Consider the following 21,900-nt stretch of genomic DNA (forward strand, 5'->3'; position numbering starts at 1 on the left):
TCGCCCAAAGATCACAGATGACCCAAGACCTGCAAAATGCGTGCCGTCGCGACCTTAACCTCCCGCGACGGCACGACGTGACCATCAAAGAGAAAGACATATCAATGAAGAAACTTGCGATCCTGGCCGTTCTCGGCCTTTGTGCGTGCGAAACGCCTGCGGAGATGTCCGCGCGCACACAACTCGACGCGGCCTGCTTGGAGGGAAACCTTGACGCGTGCAAGGCTGTCCAGGAGCGGGTCTCGGCAGAGAACCAATCGATGGCGACAACGCTTTCCGGACTTTGAGCACGAGGGCGGATCCGACAGGATCCCAGCTGATTGCATGAATATTTGGGCAGCTTTCACGCAAAGCCTCCGAGCTGCCCAAGCCCAAACGGCTCTCGCAGATGCGGATCACGCTCATGCGCAGGGGTGTCAATTGTGACCCGAGACCTGGCGCCCGGGATTGAACAACCGCTGCGCGCGGGGCACATCCGTTTCGAAGACAAAAAAGGTTGGATGGCTGCCGAATGACATTGGACATTTCCATCAGCATCGTCACGGCAGGCATCTGTCTGTTCTGCGCGCATCTTCTGCTGCTCAAGCGCACAGACACTGGGGTCTATCTGCCGCTGGCTTTGATGTTCCTGTTTCAGAGCGTCTCCATGGGCGTCACCGCGCTGGCAGAGACGTTTGATCCCGACAGTGTCGGCCTCCTGTTCCGGCTCAGCGTTCTTGTTGCGGCCCTCGACATCACCCTTCCGTTTCTTCTTTGGGTCTATGTGCGGGCGCTGACAACAGAAGGCCAACCGGACGCGATCCCGAAATTGCGGTATCACGTGATCCCGATTGTTCTGGTGACTCTGGCATTCTGGTCGCTGTTGTTTCTGCCGGACGGTTTTGCGGAGACGGAATTCGACGATGATGACCAGCGTATCGTGGGATTTGTCGCCATTGCGCTGGCGGCTCTGCTTGCGGATTTCGCCTTCAAGGCGATGATCGCAACTTACATTCTGCTGATCGCCCGCCGCCTGATGGCTTATCGGACCCGGCTCAAGGACGTGTTTGCCAGCACGGAGAACCGAGAGCTGACATGGATATGGGTGATCCTGATTTGTATGACGTTCTATCTTTTCGTGAACATTGCCTTCACCCTATCTGTCTTGTCGGGTCTTTTTGCAGAAAACGCCTATGCGACCTGGTTGCCGACACTGCACAGCATGGCTTTGTTGGGCTTGTTCTGGGCCCTTGGTATTTGGGGATTGCGACAGCGGCCAGGCTTGATCCGCCAGCCGGTGATCATGCCGCCCGAGCCAGATCAGCCGCAGCCGCGAAAATACGAGAAATCCGCGCTTGATGATGATCGCCTGCAACGCATCGCCCGCAAGGTCGAGGCCGCGATGGCGGAGGACCTTCTTTACCGAGATCCGAACCTGTCACTTTGGGATTTGGCAAAGCATATCGGCGTCACGTCTCATTACATTTCCCAAGCTCTGAACACGCATATGAGCAAGAGTTTCTTTGATCTTGTGAATGGCTGGCGGATCAAGGAGGCGATCGAACAGCTGAACACAACTGATGAGACGATCCTTGTGATTGCCTATGATGTCGGCTTCAACTCCCGCTCGGCGTTTTACAAAGCGTTCAAACGCGAGACTGGGAAAACCCCTTCCGATCTTAGAAAGTAGTGGTCGGCGATGCCCACAGCCTAAGCCCCGTAATACTCTCGATACCAGTCCACGAACCGCCTGACCCCTTCGCGGATATCCATTTCCGGCTTATATCCCGTCAGTTCTTCCAGCAGGGTTGTGTCGGCCCAGGTGGCTTGGACGTCGCCGGGTTGCATCTCCATGTAGATCTTCTCGGCGGGTTTGCCGACGGCGGCTTCGATCGCTTCGATGAAGTCCATCAGCTTCACCGGATCGGCGTTGCCGATGTTGACCGCGCGCCACGGGGCGACGGGGCTGAGGCTGTCGTATTCCGGGATCTCGTCGGCAGACGCAGGGCGTTCTGGGACGGCGTCGACCAGCAGGCGGATGCCGTTCACGAGGTCATCAATATAGGTGAAGTCGCGCATCATGTCGCCGTGGTTGAAGACCTTGATCGGGCGGCCTTCGAAGACGGCTGAGGTGAAGAGATACGGCGCCATGTCGGGGCGGCCCCACGGTCCGTAGACGGTGAAAAAGCGAAACATGGTGATCGGCAGGTCGTAGAGATGGGCGTAGGAATGGGCCATCGCCTCGTTCGCCTTCTTGGTGGCGGCGTAGAAGCTCATCTGGGTATCAACCTTGTGGGTCTCGCCATAGGGCATTTCGGTGTTCGCGCCGTAAACGGACGAGGTGGAGGCGAGCAGCATATGGCGGGGCGGGAAGGCGCGGGCGGCTTCAAGCAGTTCGAACGTGCCGACGAGGTTGGCCTCCACATAAGCGCGCGGGTTTTCGATGGAGTAGCGCACACCGGCTTGGGCGGCGAGATGCACGACAATCTCGGGGCGGTGCTTGTCGAAAAGCTCCATCAGCAGACCGAGGTCTTCGAGCTTGCCGTGAATGGGGGTGAAGCCCTCGGTTTGGTTCAGGTTCGCCTCGCGCCGCTCTTTCAGCTTGGGGTCGTAGTAATCGTTCAGACTGTCGAGCCCGATTACGTTCCAGCCTTCATCCAGAAGGCGGCGGGCGACTGACGATCCGATAAACCCGGCGGAGCCGGTGACAAGAGCGGTGGGCATGGGGCGTGTCCTTTGCTTTGGCCTTTGGATGCCGCCTGCCGCAAGAGCTGTCCAGATCGAATTGCGTGCAATGCTCGGTTTTGACACAGAAATCAGCTGTGGTGATGCGCGCATGAGCGTCGTGCACCGCGTGCCTAGTGCATTGACACCAGAGTAGCGCCCGCCACGCGCTCAAATCACTGTGACCCCGCAGGGACCTCTGCAAGAATCGTTGATTTGCGGTATCTTGGCTGCCAACATAGCTTCCAGAGCACTGGCTTGGGGAAGACAGGTTCGACGCCATCGGCGACACTCCGGTTTCTTTCCACGGCATATGTGCCGGGTTTTATATTTGAGTTTTCAGGCCTTCAGATTTTTTCTGATCACAGGGCCACATTTTTTTGCAGAGCGTTTCGTTTTTCATCGGAATGCGGTCAATTCATTTTCCAAAGGCTCGAAAGGGGTCTTGTCATCGTACGTTTTCTGGGAATTTCACTGCTCGCCTTGATCGTCGCCACCGGGGGTTTTGCCTTCGGGATGTATTCAACGATCAAGAAAAACGCCGTCTTCGAAGGGATCGTGTCATTTGTGCGGGATGCGCGTGACACGATACGCCCTGCCGCGGCCGACGAGATCGTCATGCTTGATTTCGCGGATCGGTCGCTTCTGGACACCAATCGGCTGCCCTTCCGCAAGAAAGAGATCCGGGTCTCGATAGAAGAAGGGCAACAGCAGCAGCTTGTGGCGGTCGTCAAGACAAGTGACACCGAAGCGCTGGTCGTGTCACAAAAAGGGTTGCTTTTCACGCTGTCGCCGCGTGCGTGCGACAGCACGGATTGTATGGTGCCGGCGGGGCGGTTGATGCGGGAGGACGGCTCGGCCTTGAACGATATCTATGACGTGCTGATGGTGCCGACGGCGCAGGGTCAGGCGTTCTACGTCTCGTTCGGGCAAGAGCGGCCATCGGACAATACCAAGGCATTCTATCTGGCGCGGGTGAGCTTGCAGGCCGATCGCGCGCCTGAGGCGCGTTACAGCGTCGATGATGTCGTCTTTGAAAGCACGTCCTTCACGTTGGATAACGGACATGCCCATGTTTCTGCAGGGGGTGGGCTGGCCTATGACCCTGATGGCAACCGTATTCTGATGACCATCGGTGATTTCGGGTTGAACGGGTATGCCAATCGCTTTGTCGGGGATCTGCCCCCGGCGCAGGACCCGCAAAGCGATCTGGGCAAAGTTCATGCGATCGATCTGGCGACCGGCGAGAGTACGGTTGTCAGTACGGGGCATCGCAACCCGCAAGGTTTGGTGCGCACGCAGGCTGGCGATCTGATCTCGACCGAGCATGGGCCGAAGGGCGGTGACGAGGTCAACATCATCCGCACCGGCAAAAACTATGGCTGGCCCTATGTGACGCTTGGCACGCTTTACGAGCGCTACGTTTTTCCGCAGGCACCGTTGGATGATGGCACGCCCCATGGCGGGTACGAAGCGCCGATGACGGCCTTTGTGCCCTCAATCGGGATCAGCGCGCTGACAGAGGCACAAGACCTGCATCCCGCTTGGGATGGTGACCTGCTGATCGGGTCGCTCAAAGCGCAGTCGCTGTTTCGGCTGCGCCCGCTGGGGGCGGGGCATTACATCGAGGAAATCCATATCGGTGATCGCATTCGCGATATCGAGATCGTCGACGGCGTGCTGTTGATGTCGTCGGATGCGGGCAAGCTGCTGATGCTTGAGCCGTTCGAGGATGTGCAAAGCGTAGGCACCGGGATCGGGTTGATCGCCAACAAGAACGCGCTGTCGCAATGTGCGCAGTGCCACAGTATCGGCAGTCCGCGATCTAACGAATTTGCGCCGCATCTGGTGAACGTCTATTCGCGGCAAGTGGCCTCCCTGACCGATTATGACGGCTATTCCGACGCGTTGAAGGCACGCCATGACGAGGTCTGGAACGAGGAAAGCCTGCGGGCGTTTCTGTCGGATCCGCAAGGCTATGCGCCGGGCAGCGGCATGCCGTCGGTCGCACTGTCAGATGCGGAGCTGGACGAGATTATCGAGCTGTTGCCGTTGGTACGCTGACAGTCGCGTGGACGGCTTAGCCGCGATGGGTCAGCAGGGATTGCCACGAATTGGTGGAGCCCAGCTGGCAATAGATTGCCCCAAGCGCCCCGGCCTTGCGCAGGGCTAGAAACCCCTCATCCGGCATGTCGTTCAACTTGGCCTCGTCAATGCCCATAAAGCCCGAAATGTTATGCGTCTCGCCACCGGGGAGCGTGATCTTGGAGGTCTGCTCGGTCATCAGGTCATGTTCGTTGATCAGCGCGACCATGGCTTTGGTCGTGTTGAACATCGTCTGGTATTCCTCGCAGAAGGTGATCGCGTTCCGTGTCAGCTCGGTCGGTTCGTCCTCCGCGAAAAGCGGGTTCGCGCCTTCGGTTTGTGTCGTGGTGACCGATGTGGCCTCGGTGTCGATGCATAGGGTCAGACGTTCGTCGCCTTCGTTCCCGGCCAGAACGAAGGGGTAGCGGCGCACATAGGCGGGGATGTAATGCCCTTCGGCCCAGCGGCCGTCCTCCCCGATAAAGACGTTCTCGCCGCTTTTGAGGCCGGTTAGCGCAAGGGGCATGTTGCCCGCCCCCGCAAAGACAATGGGATACGATCGCATCGCTTGCGGCATCTCGGCGGCCATCAGCGGGATCGCGTTCGCCTCTGCGGCGAAGCTGTAATCGTTGCTGGGGTTCAGGGCCAGATCGGCATGGGTGTCTTTCGAAAGCCCTTCGGGGCTTTTATAGAACATCGGGAGCGCGTCTGAGCTGTCTGCCTCGGTCATGCCTGTCTTTCTGATGCTTCGTTGCCTGTGATCTGCATCTGAGGGGCGGGGCCGCGCGGTGTCAAGCGCCGCAAGGGTTACTCGCGAAAGGCACGGGCGAAATAATCGGTCAGCGGCTTCGTCAGATAGGCAAGTGGCGTGCGGGCGCCTGTCTGGAAGAAGGTTAGCACAGGCATGCCGGGGCCGATGCGAAGGGCGCCAAGGCGGACAAGTTCGTGGGCGTCCGGGGTGATGCGCGCGGTGAAATAGGGCTGGCCGGTGGTTGGATCGACAAGGCTGTCGGCGGACAGATCGGTGACGCGGCCTTCGATGTGGGGCGTCTGACCCTGATCGAGCGCGGTGAAGTGAAGGGTCGCTAGCTGCCCGATGCGCACTTGATCCACCTGTTCCGGCGTGATCCGCGCGTCAACAAGCAGCGGTTGGTTTTCAGGCACCACATGCAGGATCGCAGAGGCCGGGGCGATAACCGCCCCTGTCGCGAAAACCTGACTGTCAAGGATGCGGCCAGCGACCGGGCTGCGCAACTGCATCCGCGACAGGCGATCGCGCAGGGCGATGCGGCGTTCGTCCAACTCGATCTGCTGGGCTTGCAGATCACGCAGGCGCGCGATGGCGTCTTCGCGGTGACTGCTGGCCAGGCCAAGTGCGTCCAGTTCCAGACTGGCGCGTTCTGCGCGGAACTGGGCAATGTCTGCGGTGAGGCGGCCAATCTCCCCGGACAGGCGCGCGCTTTCGCGGCGCAATGCGGAAAGCCGCCCGGCCTGCGCAAGACCGCGCGACAGAAGGCTGCTCTGATCTGCGATATCGGCGGAAACCAGTGTTTGCTGAACCTTAAGCGCGGCCAGTTGTGCCTTGGTGCCGTCGATCCGGTTGGCGATCTGGCGGCTTTGTTCATGCACTTGCGCGATTTGTTGAGACAGCGTCGTGCGGCGCGCTGTGAAAAGGCGCACCTGTCCTGCCATTTGATCATGGGCGGCCGCGTTCGCAGCGGCGTGGTGGATCAAAGTCGCCGGAAAGGCGATGCTGTTCGCGTTGTCCCGCTCGGCCATAAGGCGGGCCGTGCGGGCGCGGATTTCGAAAAGCTGTCCTTCGACGATGCTCAGTTCTGATCGTAGCGGGCCGTCATCCAAGCGCAGGACGACCTCCCCCGCGGCGACACGTGCCCCATCGCGCGCCAGAATGGCGGCGACGACACCGCCTTCGGGGTGTTGCACGATCTGGCGATGCCCTTCGACGACCACAGTGCCGGAGGCGATGACCGCGCCTGAAATTTGCGCACTGATTGACCACAAGCCGAGCCCGCCCACGAGAATGAATAGAGCGGCAAGTCCGATCAGGATCGAGCGTCGGGGGGACCAGCAAGGGGTCATGCGGTGGCGGTCCGGGCCAGTGTGGTTTGCACGTCGGAGGCGTTCTTCAGCATGGATTTCAGGATCTCGTCGCGGGGGCCAAGTGCTGTGATCTGACCGGCTTCGAGAACCATCAGGCGGTCGCATTCACTGATCGCCATGGGGCGATGGGTCATGATGAGCACGGCGCGCCCGTTGGCCTTGCAAGCCCGGATCGCGCTGTTCAAGGCATCGGATCCGTCGGCATCAAGCGCGGCATTGGGTTCATCCAAAATCAGCAGCACCGGGTCGCCATATAAGGCGCGGGCCAGCCCGATACGCTGGCGTTGGCCGCCTGACAGCGGCGTGTCGAGGCCGCGTAGCGGTGTGTCGTAGCCTTGTGGCAGACGGGTGATGAGATCATGCGCCTGAGCGGCTTGCGCTGCGCGGATCACGGCGCTTGCATCGGGGGCAGGGGCCATTCGGGCGATATTTTCGGCGATGGTTCCGCTGAAGAGCGTCACGTCTTGCTGCAGATACCCGATATGCCGTCCCAAAGCATCGGCCCCATATTGATCAAGCGCCGCGCCGCCCAGCCGGACTGCCCCGCTGGTGGGAGGCCAGATGCCGGTCAGCACATGTGCGAGGCTGGATTTGCCCGCGCCTGAGCGCCCGATAATGCCAAGCGCTTGCCCGGGTTCGAGCGTGAAGGTAAGCCCGCGCAGCGTCGGTGCTGCGCCGTCCGGGGGCCGCGCGACAAGGCGGTCCACTTCAAGGATCGCCTCCGGGACGGGCAGGGGTGTTCGGGCAGGCTCCAGCGGCACCTTGGCAAGCAAATGGGCGAGCCGTGTCCACGCGGCGCGCGCGCGCTGAAGGCTGGGCCAATGGGCCAAGGACTGTTCGACCGGCGCAAGGCCACGGCCCAGCAGGATCGACGCGGCGATCATTGCCCCGGCGGTCATCTGGTCTTGCAGAACAAGCCAAGCACCAAGCGCCAGCATTGCCGATTGCAGGAACAGGCGGAACGCCTTGGTGGCGGCCGTGAAGCTGCCGGTCCAGTCGGTCGCGACAATTGTTTCAGATAGAGCGTTGTGCTGCAGGACCTGCCAGCGCGCCGCCATGCTGTCCTGCATCGCTTGTGCGCGGAGGATGTCGCCGCCTTGCCGCGCTTCTTCGGCGAGGGCATACGCCTTGGTTCCGGTGTCCTGCGCTTGCTGCATCGCTGTGCGGGTCACGCGCTGGTTCAGCATGCTGAGCAGGATCAGTGTCGCCGCCCCGGCCAGGCCAAGCCATCCCAGCATCGGATGAAACACAAAGATCATCGCCAGAAAAAGCGGCGTCCATGGCACATCGAGAAAGGCGAGCATTGCAGGCGAGGACAAGAGCGACTGGATCGCATCCAGATCGCGCAACCCGGAGGTCGGCTGCGCGCGCGCCGCGCTAGAGGTCTGGGCGTCGAAAACGCGTCTGTCGAGCCGGGTTTGAAATTGCGCCCCAAACTGGGCCAAGATGCGCCCGCGGGCGTAATCCAGCACGCCCATCAGCGTGTAGAGCAGGGCGACGAGCATGAAGAGCGCCACCAACGTCTCTTCCGAGCGGGAGGCGAGCACGCGGTCATAGACCTGCAACATGAAAAGCGGTCCGGTCAGCATCAACAGGTTCACGAAGACGCCGAAGAGGATGCTGTAGGCAATGATACCACGCCCCCTATCGCGGGCTTGTCGCAGCTCTTCAAAGCCAGATTGAACTGTGTTTGTCGTCACGATCCCGCGTCCCGCACCGAAAGCCGCCACCGATGGGCGAAGGCTTGCCGGTTCTGCATCCTGCGCTGGCACTGTTGGGCAAAACCCTTAAATATCCCTTTATGACACAGAATTTCCCGCCTCTCGAAAAGCCGCGCATGATGGATCGTATGGTCCTGCCGGGTCATACCGTTCTTGGCCTTCAGCGCCTGAGCGAGGAATTATCGCTGGTCCATGTCGAAGACAGGGATGTGATTTTTCTGAAAGTGGCTTATCCGGGCAATGTGCAGTTCAACCGGATCACGCCCGAGACCGCACAGGCGTTATGCGTCGGGCTGGGCACTTGGCTGGACGACCGCGCGGCAGATGCGATGCAGACCGCAAGCGCCTGAGACGCGCATGGCGCGGCTCTAGTCAGAATGAGTTGCGCAAAAACTGCTCCAATAATTTGATTTCATGCCGATAATCGCTCAGCATCGTGATTATCGTAAAAATTGTATTCTTAACATGATTTTGCATGTCATCACGAATTTCACCGCGCGGGCGGGGGCCGAAAAGATGCTGGGGCGGCTGCTATCGGCATCGGACGGCGAAGAAGCGGTCGTCGTGTCGCTGATGGCGATTTCCGAGCATAACAAGGCGCGCGTGCATGCTGCGAATGTGCGGTTTATCGCGCTGGGGGCGCATTCTCTGGTGCAGCTTGTGCTTGCGATTTACACGCTTTCAAGACTGATCTGCCGCGAACGACCGCGGGTCGTTTTGTGCTGGATGTATCATGCGATGGCGATCGGCACGCTGGCGCATCTTTTGGCCGGGCGCAGCGGTGCGCTTTACTGGACGATCCGGCAATCGCTGGACGATGTATCATCGCTCTCGCGCAGCACGCGCGCCGCGATTGCGTTTTGTAAACGACTGTCACGACTGCCCCGTGGCATCATCTACAATTCAGCGCGGGCGCGGACCTTGCACGAAGAGGCGGGGTTTGCCGGTGGGCGCGCGACCGTGATCCCCAACGGCTTCGATTTGCCGGAAACGGTCGAGGTCGCGCCCCGGTCGCCGCGGGTCTTTGGCATCGTGGGGCGGCTGCATCCTCAAAAAGACCATGCCACATTCTTTCAGGCGGCGGGCCTTGCCGCGCAGGACTGTCCCGATCTGCGGATCATCGCCGCGGGCCATGGGCTGGAAGCGTCAAACTCCGCCGTGACCGAGATGATCGCGCCGGCCGGGTTGCGGGCTGATCAGGTCACGCTTCTGGGCGAGGTCGAGGATATGGCGCAGGTCTATCGCAGCCTTGATGTGCTGGTGCTGTCGTCGCGCACTGAGGGCTTTCCCAACGTTGTTGCCGAGGCGATGAGCCATGCGCGACCCGTCATCACCACCGATGTGGGCGATGCGGCGCATATTGTCGGGGACACCGGCCTCACGGTGCCGCAACAAGACGTGAATGCGATGGCGTCGGCCATCGTCGCGCTTTGCAAAACGGACGCGACAGGGTATGTTTCGCTGTGCAAGCGCGCTCGTGCGCGTATTGAAGATAATTTTTTGATCAAGACCATCGCCGAGGATTTTCTGGCGAGTTTGACGTCGTAACGACGCCCTATTTTTAGGATGAAACATGCATTTGACGGCACAAAACTTCTTTTCGCAAACCGCACCGGTTCCCGATCCGGCGACTGAAAGCGCATTTATCTCGGGGCTGAAGATGCGCAATGGCACGTTCAAGCAGACAAGCCCGTCGCGCTTTGCCTCGCTGGAAGACCCGCTGGCGCAGGCGTTGGCCCCTACGGTTCAGACCGTGGACGAGGTGCTCGATATCGGGATTTCGATTGGGCATACGACGGTTGAGCTGGCCGATTTCCTCAAGCGGATCGGCGGCAAGGCGCGGATCACAGGGACCGACCTGTTTATCGATGCGCATCTGATTGAGCTGGGCGATAAGCTGCAGGTTCTGACCGACGCGCGGGGCTGGCCGCTGCAATATAGCCTGTTTGGCAGGCCGTTCCGGCCTTGGTCGTCGCGTCTGGATTATGTCACTTTGGCCGCCGTCCCGCGCGCGCTGGCGCATAAAGCATTGCGTCCCACGCTAGAGCGCAAAATCGCCCGCGCTGAGACGCGGCGGGTGCAACTCGTGGGCCAGTCTTTGCAAGAGCATGGCATTGCGAGCGTCGAGAATGACGTCTTCACGCGAACCCCTGCCTTCGAGGGGCGGTTCGATTTCATTCGCGCCGCGAACATCCTCAACAACGGATATTTTGCGCCTGAGCAACTGCGCCGGGCCATTGGCAACATCAAGGCATATTCGACTGGTGTCGGATCTCACCTTTTGGTGGTGCGCACGATTGGCGATCACAACAATGGAACGCTGTTCCAGCTGAATAACGCGATGCGCTACGATGTGGTGACGCGGTTCGGGCAAGGCTCCGAGATCGAGGCGCTGGTGCTGGGCCATTGCGACGCCACGCCGGAGCAGTGAGATGCGCGCGCTATGGGGGCTTTTGCTCTGTGTGGGGTTTGCGCTTTCGACGCCTGTCTCAGCGCAGCCATCGCTGAGCGCCAAATTGCCGGACGGCAGCCAACGCGCGTTTCCGTCTGCCGAAGGATTTGGGGCCGCCGCCAAAGGGGGGCGCGGTGGGAAGGTCCTGTTTGTCAGCAATCTGAATGAAGCTGGTCCCGGTTCACTGCGCGCGTGCATTAAGGCCACGATGCCGCGCACCTGCGTTTTTGAGGTCAGCGGCACAATCACGTTGAACACCGCCGCTTTGGTGGTGACGCATCCCTTTCTGACGATTGCCGGTGAAACTGCGCCGGGTGGCGGGATCGCGATCCGCAACGGGCCTTTGCAGCCGCGCCCTGCGTTAGAGATCAAAACCCATGACGTGATTTTGCGCCACCTGCGCCTGCGGCCTGGTCCTCATGGGATGCCGTCATGCTGTTCCGGCGCGCTTGGTTTTTATACCTCCGAGGCGCGCGATATCATCGCTGACCATATCTCGGCCAGCTGGGGGTCGGACGAAACAATCGACTCCGAACATGCAACCAACCTCACAGTGCAATGGAGCTTTGTGACGGAGCCGTTGCTGAACGGTGGCCCCGGCAAGCGCAACCGGGCGCGCAACATGTTGATGACCCATGGCGGCGATATCAGCGTGCATCACACCCTTTTCGCGCTTGGCAAGTTCCGCAATCCGCAGTTTCAGACCGCGATCCCGGGCAGTGTTGTCGATATCGTCAACAACGTGATGTATTCGCCGATCTGGCAATATGTCGTCACGCTGTCGGACAAGCACGGGCCGATGCAGGCCAATATTGTCGGCAATTACAAGATGGCCGGGACACGCGCGATTTATGATCGGCTGATCTATCCGGCGGAGGATGGCTCGGCCGGGTTTGCAATCTTTGCCGATGACAATCTGGACGAAACATACATGCCGGACGCGGGGGATCAGAGCGAGGCTGTGACACCTGCGTTGCGCCGGTATCTTGTGGGCACGCGGTTTGACGCTCCGCTGGTGCAGACCAGCTCGCCGAAGGTCGCTTTGCGGGAGGTTCTGGCCTGCGCCGGAGCGACGCGACCCGCGCGCGATGCGGTCGACCAGCGCATCGTGTCATTGGTGGAGCGGCGTGAAGGTGGATTGGTGAAAAGGCACCCCGAAACGGTGGGCGGCTGGCCTGATCTGGTCTCAACGCCGATGCCACCCGATGCGGATCGCGACGGGATGGCCGATGCGTGGGAGCTATCAGTGGGTCTTGCACCCGCTGATCCCGAGGATGGCCGCGCGGATGCGGATGGGGACGGCTGGACCAATTTTGAGGAGTATCTGCACGAATTGGCAGGGGACGGGGCCGGGATGGTCAAGCTGGACGGCAGCGCACCGCTTACCGGCAGCTGTGGCCCTTAGGCGGCTTGTCTTGCGCGTCTTGTCCGGGAGGCCAGCGTGCTGTCGATCACTTGGTCCCACTGATCAAGGATACTCGACAGAGTAAAGCGTGTCGCAGCGCTGGCTTTTGCGCTCGTGGCCAGCCTTTCGCGCAGGGCGCGTTCTTGCAGCACGCGCAGCATTGCAGACCCAAGCGCTTGTGGATCATCGGTCGGGACAAGCAGCCCGTTCTCACCATCGGCGATCAACTCTGGCGGGCCCCAATCGCACCGCGTCGAGATCGCGGCCATCCCTGCGGCCATCGCTTCGGCCAAAACGTTCGGAAACCCCTCGTATCTGGAAGACAGGACAAAGCTGTCACCTTGGTCAATCCAGTCTCCGGGGGAGGTGCTGAGGCCGGGCAGGTGGACCACCGCGTTAAGGTTCAGCCCTGTGATCTGGCTTTGCAGATCATCGCGCAGCGGGCCCTCGCCATAGATGGTCAGCGTCGCGTCAGGACGGGTTTGATGGACATAGGCGAAGGCGTCGATCAGCGTGTCGAAGCCTTTTTGGTCGGCTAGGCGTCCGACGGCGACAAAGCGCGAGGCGGCATCGCCAACTGGCGCGCGGGCGCGGGTCAAAGTGCAGGGGTTGCCTATGACATGTGCACCCTCTGCCGCGCGCGGGAGCAGGGTCGCTTTGGCCGCTTCGGTTTGCATGACGATGGCTTGCGCGCGCGGCAAGGTTGCGCGTGTCAGGTAAGGCCAAAGCGGATGCGCGGGCTGGGCTTGCGGGTTATTGCGCTCGGACACGATGACGGGCCAAGGCTTGTTGAGAGACGCCAGAAGGGTCAGCACGTTCACCTTTGTCAGAAACGAAACGACAAGATCGGGGCGCAGGTCTGCAAGTGTGCGGCGTAGCCATTGCAGACGTCCTAAAAGACTGGTTTTGCCTGCCTCGTTTTCACAGGTGCGCACGCGGATCGGGTCGGCATAGGGAAAGAAACTTTGGACCGGGTGGCCATTCAACGCCAGAACGCTGACCGTATCGCCCGCATCCGCACGGTGTCGGGCAATCAGGTTGATGACCTTCTCGGCTCCGCCTGCGCCCAGCCCCGACAGCAGAAACACGATATGCCGGGGGCGCGCGATCATGCGCTGGCGCGGGCGATGATAGAGGTCACGCACTCGGCCAGTGCGGTGGCGTCAGCTTCGCTGATCGTAGGGTCCGTGAGAAAGGCCATGCTGGTTTCGCCCAGATCGCGGGCGATGGGCAGAGGTGCGTCAACAGCGCCTTCAAAGAGCTTTTCGCGGTAGATCTCGGAGCAGCTTCCCGAAAAGGTGGGGAAGCCTGCTTCGGTTATTTCGGCAAGGATCCGGTCGCGGTCCCATCCGGGAGCCAGTCGTTCCGGCCGCACGAAGGTATAGAACCGATACCACGCATGGGTGAAGCCGGGAGCAGGCAGGGGGGTGCGCAGGGCGGGCAGGGGCGTAAAAGCGTCGGCAAAAATCCCAGCGATCCGCGTGCGGTGCGCTGTCCACTCCGGCAGGCGTTTAAGCTGCACCCGCCCGATCGCGGCGGCCATGCCGGACATGCGCAGATTGGTGCCCGGATGCTCGTGCAGCCAACGAAAGCCGGGGGCGTGCTCTGTCTCAAAGACGGTGGCGTAATCCTTGCCGTGGTCCTTATAGCTCCACGCTTTGCGCCAGAGCGTGTCGTCATTGGTGACCAGCAGACCGCCTTCTCCACCCGTGGTCATGATCTTGTCCTGACAGAAGGAGAACGAGGCCATCGTGCCAAAGCTGCCGACGGGACGGTCGTCGATCATCGCACCATGGGCTTGGGCGCAATCCTCGATCACCCAAAGGCCGTGATCATTGGCCAGCGCCATGATCCCGTCCATGTCGCAAGGCCAGCCACCCAGATGCACGGCGATGATGCCGCGTGTGCGTGGCGTGATCTGCTTGGCGATGGTGGCGGGCGTGATGTTCTGCGTGTCGGGATCGACATCTGCAAAGACGGCGCGGCCCCCGAAAAGGGGTACACAGGATGCTGACACCACAAAGCTACGGGGAGTGACGATGACTTCGTCGCCGGGTTGCAATCCCAGAACCTGAAGGGCCGCGTTGAGGGTGACCGACCCGTTTGCCATCGCCAGTGCATGTTTCACACCAAGGGCTGCTGCGTATTCCTCTTCGAACGCGCGCACGTCAGGACCGGTCCAAGCGTTGACCTTGCCGGAGTGCAGAACGGCGCTGACCGCGTCGATCTGTTCGCTGTCGTAATGGGGCCAGCTGGGCTTTGTCGGAGGTTGCGTATGGGACATTTGCTTGCTCTCACGCCAGATGGCGGATCAGCACAAAGCCTTCCGCCGCTTGGGCATGGACCGTCGCACCGCGCAATGTAGCCAGCGCGCGCAGGCTTTCGACAGAGCGTTCATGGGGTGCTTGGCGTGCCTGACTTTCGAACATGGCGAACGCATCGAGCTTGCGCTGGAGCGTGTCGGAGATGTCGCAAAAGACCTGTGGCAGAAACGCAGGCGACAGATAAGGCGCGTTCCAGTTCGTCTCTGACAACGTCTCATAGGCCAGAACTGTGCGCGGGAATGCCGCTTGATGCGGGCGCGCGCCGACCATGCCGGACAGGAAGATCAGTTGATGATCGAGATGGATGTCGCCCACATGCGGTAGCAACAGCGTTCCGGGCGCGATATCGCGGATCAACGCGCCGAGGCTGGCGTTCAGGTCCTTATGCGGGACGGAGTCCAGATCGGCGGCCGGATGATCCATCCAATGGGTTTCGTAGACGCCGATATGGGCATGGGCGCGCTTGGCCTCGGCCCGCGTGGTCGCAGCGGAGCTTTCAGAGAAGGCGGGCGGTTTGCCTGCGGTAACGACGCAGACATGCACCTCACGCCCGGCATCGGCCAGCTTCGCCATGGTCCCACCTGCGCCAAGGATCTCGTCATCGGGGTGGGGGGCCAGAACAAGGATCGGGCCATCGGAGTTGAAGACGCCGCTCATGCCGGAACCCCCAGCTTGCTGTGCAGTTTAGGCGGCTCGCTGGCCCCGCTCCAGCCCAGCACATCAAGGCAGCGCGCATCGCCGCACATCACGGTAAAGCGGTCGGCCTCGCGGGCCTGCACCTGACCGGGCAGGCCGATATAGCGGTTGCCCTCGGTCAGCTGTGCTTGGGTGATGACAAGGCGCTGCGCGTTGGTTTCGGTGAAAGCGCCCGGATACGGATCGCCCACCGCGCGCACCAGACGTTCGATCCGGTCAGCGGGTTGGGTCCAGTCGATGCGGCCATCCTCGGCGGTGCGGCGCGCGCAGATCGTCGCCTTGCTGTGGTCTTGCGGGGTGCGCGGGGCCTCGCCCGCGGTAAACCGGGCCATCAGAGGGGGCAACATGCGGGCCAGTGCCTCCATCTGTTTGGCGTAAAGGCTTGCAGCGGTTTCGCTGGCGGGATCAATGGCGAAGGTTTCTTGCGCTGCGATATCGCCAGTGTCAGCCCCGTCGGCCAGCCAGAAAATTGACGCGCCAGAGCGGTCTTCGCCTTGCAGGATCGTCCAAGGGATCACCGCGCGCCCGCGCAGTTTGGGCAAGGCGGAGGGGTGAAACCCCAGCGAGGCCTTTGACGCGATGCTGCGAAATTCGACGTTGCACAGCTGCGACCAGCCGATCACCAGCATCAGATCGGGGGCGAGCGCCTTGAGCGCGGCAATCGTTTCGGGCGCGTTGCTTTTTGCGGTGGCATGCACCGGGATGCCGTGTTCTGCCGCCAGCGGGTTCAGATCGACGAAATCGGAATGGCGATGCGCCAAATCAAGCGGGAGCGTCACCAGCAGATCGGGCGTATGCCCAAGGGGTGCAAGGGTTTCGATGGTGACGCGGGTGCTTTCGACCGCGCCGACGAGAGCGATCTTCATGGCGTCACCTCAAGGCTGAGGGAGGGTTTGTTCCGGTCAATCCAAGCGCGCGCGCGGTCGATGCGGTCTGAACGTAGACGTTCGCCTGCGACGATCACGGCAATGGTTTGCATGAGGATGTAGAGATCAAGCCACACGCTGCGGTTCCCGACATACCAAAGATCGAGGGCGATCTTTTCGTCCAGCGTCAGGTGCGTGTTGCCACTGATCTGTGCCCAACCGGTCATGCCGGGGCGCACGCGTCCGCGCCAGACACCGCGCCGTCCGAGGCTTTCAATCGTATCCGGGGTCAGGGGGCGAGGACCGACAAGGGCCATCTTAGCCGACAGGACCGCGAAAAGCTGGGGCAGTTCGTCAAGACGCAGACGGCGCAGGGTTTTGGTGACGGGGGTCTGGCGCTCTGCATCGGGCAGCAAGGTGCCGGACGCATCGCGAGTGTCGTTCATCGTGCGGAACTTGAGGATCGAGAAGACCTCGCCGTTGCGGCCCGAGCGCCGTTGCCGGAACATCAGCGGACGGCCCAGCGTGGCCCAAATGATGAGGGCAGTGATGCACATCGGCAGCCATAATATGGCGATGCCGAAGCAGATGATTATCAGCTCAAATACACGCTGCATAAATCGTCCTTCCAAATGACTAGACTTGTAACCTTATGAGATCGCTATGAAATAAGTGGCTTTGCGCGCTGGACCGGGCCGCTTGGAAATCAAGCGGCATGAGAGGCGGTCAGCTCTGGCGGGCTTTGCTCCGGTTGAGGCTGCCCAAAATGCGGGCGCGGGTGGATTGTGACGCTGGCGCGTCGGTGTCGTAATAATGCTCATACTGATGGTAATAGAGGTGATCGTAGGTGCCCAACTGGTGCTGTTTCTTGGCATCGACGCGGTTCAGAACCGACCCGATGATCGGACCGCCCGCCAAGGACAGGACCTTGCGCAGATCGCCAAGCATGGATTGGGTGATCATCTCCCAGCCCGCGACGATCAGATAGCCGTCGATATGACGGCCCAGATGCGAGATGTCGCTGACCAGCAGGATCGGCGGCGTGTCGATCACCACCAGATCGTACTTCTCGCGCAGAGTGCCCATGAGTGCGCGCAGGCGTTCCTCTTTCAGAACGGTCGCTTCTTCAGAGCGTTCGGCGGGCCACAAGAACAGATCGACGCCGTCAAAAACCGGGCTCTGCACGAGAACGCGGTTCAGGCGGGTTTCCCCGGCGAACCAGTCTTTCAGCGACGGCACACTTTCAAGCCGCGGGTCATGATCGACGACATATTCAGCGATGCTTTGTTTGCGCGAATCCAGATCGACAAGCGCCACTTTCACATTCATCTGGGCGGCGGCCATGGCCAGACAAGTCGACAGGCTGGTCTTGCCTTCGTTTGGGGTGGTCGAGGTCAGCGCGATCGCGTGGCCAGAGAGGCCGCCAAGTGCGGAATCGAGGTTGAAGAACAACCGCCGCACCGCGTCGCTGAAGGGCGATTGCGGGTGTGCGCTGAAAAATTCGAATGGCGGTATGTCCTGCACCAGCTTGCGGCTGAGCGTCGGGATCGGGATCACGCCCAGGTTCGACACTTCAAGCTCTTGTTCGATCTGCTGTGTCGTCTTGATCCGCGTGTCAAAAAGCGCTGCGACGATCAGGCCAAAAATGGCCAGCAAGCCGCCACCGATCGCGCTGAGCGCGCCGCCGGTCTTGGGGCTCATTGACGACGGGTTGAGTGGCGGTTCGGCGACGGAGGCGACAAAGGCCGCGGGGCGCAGTGTCCGGGTGCGGGTATCAAGCTGGGCGATTTCGCTGACGATCTGGTCATAGATCACGCCGTTCGTCTCAAGCTCGCGTTCCAGCTCGTCCCGGCGGAACTCGGCAATGCTGCGGGTCACCTGCGCCTGCTTGAGTTGCTCGATGCGCGCTTCCAATTCGGCGGTCGAGGTGTCTGCGCCCTCAAGCGGCAACTCGAGCCGGGCGTTCAGTCGTTCAATCTCGGCCTGAAGGCGGGGGCCGACGGCGGTATCATCCAGCCGCATGTCGCGCACATGGCGTGCCAGTTCGGACTTGGCCTCGGACAGGCGCTGGCCGATCACTTGCTCGCGGGTCTCAAGCACCTCGACCGAGGCTTCGATTTCCGCCAGACGGCTTTCGCGGCGGTCATCGAGATAGGCTTGCGCCAGCGTGTTCGAGATTTGTGCGGCCAAGGCCGGATCCGGCGCGACGGTCGAAACCTGAAGGGCCAGTGAATTGGCGCGCCGTTCGACCCGTGTGTTATTCGCAATAACCGATATTGCATTGTCGCGGGCCTGGAACGTGTCGCCCGCGGCGAGGGCCGCCCCTGCGAAACGCGCATCGCGGTCCAGCTCGAGGCGCTCAACAACAGAGCCCAGCACCTGGCGCGATTTCAGAATATCAAGCTGGGTTTCAACTGTCGTTTCGGTCAGTTCAAGCCCGCCCGGCACGCTTGCCATCTCTACTGTGGCGCTTTCGGGGCGCAACACGATTGTGCTGTGCGCGGTGTAGTCCTTGCCGCCGTTTGCTGTCAGCATATAGCCCAGCCCGAAGAAGGCTGCTGTCACCAGCACGACAACCCAGTAATATCGTCGCAGAATTCCCAAAGGGTTCATCATGGCACCGATTTCGGGCCCGGACCGAGACAGAATCGTAGCGGCAGGGCGATTCGGGCGGCGGTTAAATCCGGTTTTTTCGGTATTCACGTCGTTTCCGTCCATTGGCAAACGACTGTCTAGCTCAGGATAAACCCTGATATGAGGGCCGTGAAATAAAGGGCGGCGCTAAAAAACGTCAAAAACAAAAATAAGAGCTAAACGGTCTAATAACTTGATTGGCTTCTGTTAACTAAGCTAACCTGCAAATGCTTTTAAGCCAAGGATTTCCCGCCCGGGATCCGACGCGTTTTTGAAATTGATATGAATTGTTAATCGCTTTTTGAGCGTTGCACGATGGTGGCATTACTCTGAAAGGAGGGACCATGTCGGCGCCGGACATCAGCTCGCATGCCTTCCCCGGTGCATATTCCGCACCAACCGGTCTTGCGAAAATCGAACTCCGATTGGCGGTGCTTGCCGTCTTTCTTGCGCCGATGAATGCGTTTCGGCTCGATGACGTCTACCTGACCCTCGGCGATCTGGTGGTCGGCCTTTGCTTTTTGCTGTTGCTCGCGCGCCCGCAGCTTTTGGGAGAGCGGCTGCGCATGCTGCCGCGCTTTTACGGTCTTGGGTTGTTTTGCCTGATTTTCGGGCTGCTTTTGGCATCCATCGTGAATGGCGATCCGGTGCGCGGGCTGGTCGGGCAGGTTCAGTATCTGTTCGCCTACGGGGTGCTGCCGCTTATCTTTCTGCGCGCCTCACCCGAGGATGCGTTGCTGATCGCAAAGGCGTTTCTGGCCGCGATCCTTGTTCTGTGCCTGCACGGCATCTGGCTGACCACGCTGGAGGGGCCGGTGGACATGCGCTTTCTGTCCGGGTCGGGCCGTTTGCGCGGCTTGGTCGAGCGTGAAAACGCGTTTGCCGCGCTGATTGCGATGACCGTGCCGCTGGTCATCTGGATGATACGTCGCGCGGTGCTGCGGTTCTGGATCGGGTTGCTGTTTCTTGGTCTCATGCTTTACACAATCATGCTGACCGGCTCGAACACGGGCCTTTTCTCGTTCGTGTTCGCGGTCGTTTTGATGCAGCTGGCCAGCCCCAAGCCCTTGCGCGACGGTCTTCTTCTGGCGGCATTCGGGGGCGTCGCCGTCTTCCTCTTTATCGCGTTCGGAGAGGCCTTCCTGCCCGATATCTTCGTCAAGCGCGTCTATGGCGCGTTGTCGTCGGGGGACATGTCACAGGCGGGCACGTTGATGGACCGTCTCTACCTGAATTTCGAGGCGTTGCAGATCGCTCATACCAACCTGCTGATCGGGCAGGGGATGGATCAATACCGGCTCAACAGTGTCTACGAGGCGCCGGTGCACAACGCCTATCTTCTGCTGTTGAACGAGGGCGGGCTGATCACGATCATCGGGCTGATGATGATGTTCGTCGCCATCGCCACTATCGGGCTGACGCTTGTCGTGCGCCGCGACACCCGCGTGACGGGCTCTTACCTTCTTGTGACGTTCACTATTTTCGTGCTGGTCATTTCGGCCACGCCGCATGTCTATGGGCGGTTCTGGATCCTGCCTTGGCTGGTGGCTTTGGGCCTCGCCTTGGCCGAACGGCGCGCGACCACTTTTTCCTTTTCCCACAAATCCTTTCGCATTGATTGAATAGAGACACTCCCATGTTCAGATATTTTCCGTCCTTATTATTGTTGCGGCTCTTGTTGGTGGCCGCGCTTGGCCTGCTACCTGGTCTGGCCGCAGCGCAATCTGATTACCGCGTGAACGCGGATGATGTGCTCAAGATCCGGGTCGGGCAATGGAACGTGTCGACGGGCACGTTCGACGAATGGGGGGGGATCAGCGGCGACTATACGGTCAGCGCCGACGGGGCGATCTCGTTTCCGATTTCTGGTGCGGTCCGGGCCGAAGGGCTGACCACATCAGAGATCGCGCAAGAGCTGTCGCTGAGCTTGCGGGCGGGCATCGGGCTGACCGAAACCCCCGCCGTCGCGGTTGAGATCGCAGCCTTCAACCCGATCATCATTGCAGGTGATGTCTACCGCCCCGGCCAGATCGAATATCGCCCTGGCCTGACCGTGCAACAGGCGGTCGCGCTGGCGGGTGGCTACGGCACCTCCAGCGGCGCGCGGCTGTCCAGCGAGGCGCGGCTGCTTGAGGCGTTCGGCCAGCGGCGTCGGCTGATCCTGAACCAGCGTCGGCTGCTTCTGCGCATCTCGCGGATCGAGGCGAGCCTGTCGGGCGAAGAAGAGTTCGACCCGCCCGCCGAACTGGCCGCGTTGCTGGGTGACACCGGATTGATCCGCACCGAGACCGAGATTTTCGAGGTGGAGCGCAGTGCCGTCGGCGCGCGCGTCGCTTCTGTGGAAGACCTTATTGCGTTGCTTGAATCGGTCATTGCCGAGCTTGAGAATCAGATGGATCTGGTTGCCGAAGAGCTTGTGCGCGCCGAAGAGCAGTTCGCGAATATGCAGCAACTGGCAGAGCGGGGACTGGCCCGCGCCAATCTTGAGAACGCGGCGGCCGCGGCCGTTACCCAGCTTCGCCTGCGCGAGATTGACCTGACAGTCGAGATGCTGGATGCGCGATCCTCGCTGAACGAGGCGCGCCGCGAGGTCGAGGAGATTTACAACAGCAAGCGTCTGGAGCTGCTGGATGAGCTGCGCATCGCACGGGATCGCGTGGCCGATCTGGGGGTCGCCATCGACACCAGCACTGACCTCTACATCACCGCAGCCGGGGCTGCTGAGGTGGCGGGGGCGGCGGATGAACAGCAACCCTATCTGCTACGCATTGTACCAAAGCACACCAGTGCAAATGATCCGGTTGCAGCCACTGAGCAGACTGTTTTGTCGCCCGGCGACACGCTTGTGGTGCGCGCGCCGGTACTCTCCACCGGTCCGATCCTGAGCGAGTGA

At 60.9% G+C, this 21,900-nt stretch carries 19 protein-coding genes; 9 read left to right on the plus strand and 10 right to left on the minus strand.

All coding sequences use genetic code 11. The features are described 5' to 3' along the window. Positions 1-17: 17 nt before the first annotated feature. Complete coding sequence (locus tag KUW67_RS14920) at positions 18-287, plus strand: hypothetical protein (protein ID WP_224826127.1); 270 nt, start codon at positions 18-20, stop codon at positions 285-287. 224 nt (positions 288-511) lie between these two features. Continuing rightward, complete coding sequence (locus tag KUW67_RS14925; protein WP_224826128.1) at positions 512-1,669, plus strand: AraC family transcriptional regulator; 1,158 nt, start codon at positions 512-514, stop codon at positions 1,667-1,669. Positions 1,670-1,689: 20 nt separating this feature from the next. On the opposite strand, the gene KUW67_RS14930 is transcribed toward KUW67_RS14925, so the two are convergent. Beyond that, positions 1,690-2,703 carry an NAD-dependent epimerase/dehydratase family protein gene (locus KUW67_RS14930; protein WP_224826129.1) on the minus strand — a complete coding sequence of 338 codons (1,014 nt, stop codon included), beginning with the start codon at positions 2,701-2,703 and terminating at the stop codon, positions 1,690-1,692. 516 nt (positions 2,704-3,219) lie between these two features. Here KUW67_RS14930 and KUW67_RS14935 point away from each other — a divergent pair. After that, the gene (locus KUW67_RS14935) at positions 3,220-4,767 is read left to right on the plus strand and encodes a PQQ-dependent sugar dehydrogenase (RefSeq protein WP_224826130.1); all 1,548 of its coding nucleotides are present in this window, start codon (positions 3,220-3,222) and stop codon (positions 4,765-4,767) included. Between the two features lie 16 nt (positions 4,768-4,783). Here KUW67_RS14935 and KUW67_RS14940 read toward each other — a convergent pair whose 3' ends face one another. From KUW67_RS14940 to KUW67_RS14950, 3 genes are all read right to left on the minus strand, one after another. After that, on the minus strand, positions 4,784-5,518 hold the full coding sequence (locus tag KUW67_RS14940) for a SapC family protein (protein WP_224826131.1): 735 nt from the start codon (positions 5,516-5,518) through the stop codon (positions 4,784-4,786). Positions 5,519-5,595: 77 nt separating this feature from the next. Continuing rightward, the gene (locus tag KUW67_RS14945) at positions 5,596-6,888 is read right to left on the minus strand and encodes an HlyD family type I secretion periplasmic adaptor subunit (RefSeq protein WP_224826132.1); all 1,293 of its coding nucleotides are present in this window, start codon (positions 6,886-6,888) and stop codon (positions 5,596-5,598) included. Then, complete coding sequence (locus tag KUW67_RS14950) at positions 6,885-8,609, minus strand: type I secretion system permease/ATPase (protein WP_224826133.1); 1,725 nt, start codon at positions 8,607-8,609, stop codon at positions 6,885-6,887. The genes KUW67_RS14945 and KUW67_RS14950 overlap by 4 nt, the downstream gene beginning before the upstream one ends. 101 nt (positions 8,610-8,710) lie before the next feature. Between KUW67_RS14950 and KUW67_RS14955 the strand changes: the two genes are divergently transcribed. From KUW67_RS14955 to KUW67_RS14970, 4 genes are all read left to right on the plus strand, one after another. Further along, on the plus strand, positions 8,711-8,980 hold the full coding sequence (locus KUW67_RS14955; RefSeq protein WP_224826134.1) for a hypothetical protein: 270 nt from the start codon (positions 8,711-8,713) through the stop codon (positions 8,978-8,980). Positions 8,981-9,095: 115 nt separating this feature from the next. Beyond that, a complete protein-coding gene (locus KUW67_RS14960) occupies positions 9,096-10,178 on the plus strand; it encodes a glycosyltransferase (RefSeq protein ID WP_224826135.1) in 1,083 nt (360 codons plus the stop codon). Positions 10,179-10,203: 25 nt separating this feature from the next. Further along, positions 10,204-11,061 carry a class I SAM-dependent methyltransferase gene (locus KUW67_RS14965; RefSeq protein WP_224826136.1) on the plus strand — a complete coding sequence of 286 codons (858 nt, stop codon included), beginning with the start codon at positions 10,204-10,206 and terminating at the stop codon, positions 11,059-11,061. A 1-nt stretch (position 11,062) separates the two neighbouring features. After that, positions 11,063-12,487 (plus strand): hypothetical protein, encoded by a 1,425-nt coding sequence (locus KUW67_RS14970; RefSeq protein ID WP_224826137.1) that lies wholly within the window; start codon positions 11,063-11,065, stop codon positions 12,485-12,487. Here KUW67_RS14970 and KUW67_RS14975 read toward each other — a convergent pair. From KUW67_RS14975 to KUW67_RS18530, 6 genes are all read right to left on the minus strand, one after another. Continuing rightward, positions 12,484-13,632, minus strand: a complete 1,149-nt coding sequence (locus KUW67_RS14975; RefSeq protein WP_224826138.1) for a glycosyltransferase — start codon at positions 13,630-13,632, stop codon at positions 12,484-12,486. The genes KUW67_RS14970 and KUW67_RS14975 overlap by 4 nt on opposite strands. Next, on the minus strand, positions 13,596-14,771 hold the full coding sequence (locus KUW67_RS14980; RefSeq protein WP_224826139.1) for a DegT/DnrJ/EryC1/StrS aminotransferase family protein: 1,176 nt from the start codon (positions 14,769-14,771) through the stop codon (positions 13,596-13,598). Before KUW67_RS14980 ends, KUW67_RS14975 begins: the two co-directional genes overlap by 37 nt. A 10-nt stretch (positions 14,772-14,781) precedes the next feature. After that, entirely contained in the window at positions 14,782-15,468 is a 687-nt protein-coding gene (locus KUW67_RS14985) for a PIG-L deacetylase family protein (RefSeq protein WP_224826140.1), read from the minus strand. Next, entirely contained in the window at positions 15,465-16,373 is a 909-nt protein-coding gene (locus KUW67_RS14990) for a methionyl-tRNA formyltransferase (RefSeq protein WP_224826141.1), read from the minus strand. Before KUW67_RS14990 ends, KUW67_RS14985 begins: the two co-directional genes overlap by 4 nt. Continuing rightward, entirely contained in the window at positions 16,370-16,990 is a 621-nt protein-coding gene (locus tag KUW67_RS14995; protein ID WP_224826142.1) for a sugar transferase, read from the minus strand. Before KUW67_RS14995 ends, KUW67_RS14990 begins: the two co-directional genes overlap by 4 nt. 109 nt (positions 16,991-17,099) lie before the next feature. Beyond that, complete coding sequence (locus KUW67_RS18530; RefSeq protein WP_224826143.1) at positions 17,100-19,076, minus strand: polysaccharide biosynthesis tyrosine autokinase; 1,977 nt, start codon at positions 19,074-19,076, stop codon at positions 17,100-17,102. Positions 19,077-19,351: 275 nt separating this feature from the next. On the opposite strand from KUW67_RS18530, the gene KUW67_RS15005 reads away from it, so the two are divergent. Beyond that, the gene (locus KUW67_RS15005) at positions 19,352-20,629 is read left to right on the plus strand and encodes an O-antigen ligase (protein WP_224826144.1); all 1,278 of its coding nucleotides are present in this window, start codon (positions 19,352-19,354) and stop codon (positions 20,627-20,629) included. 14 nt (positions 20,630-20,643) lie between these two features. Then, a complete protein-coding gene (locus KUW67_RS15010) occupies positions 20,644-21,900 on the plus strand; it encodes a polysaccharide biosynthesis/export family protein (protein ID WP_224826145.1) in 1,257 nt (418 codons plus the stop codon).

Source organism: Cognatishimia sp. MH4019 (assembly GCF_020177595.1).
Taxonomy (GTDB): Bacteria; Pseudomonadota; Alphaproteobacteria; order Rhodobacterales; family Rhodobacteraceae; genus JAHTBL01.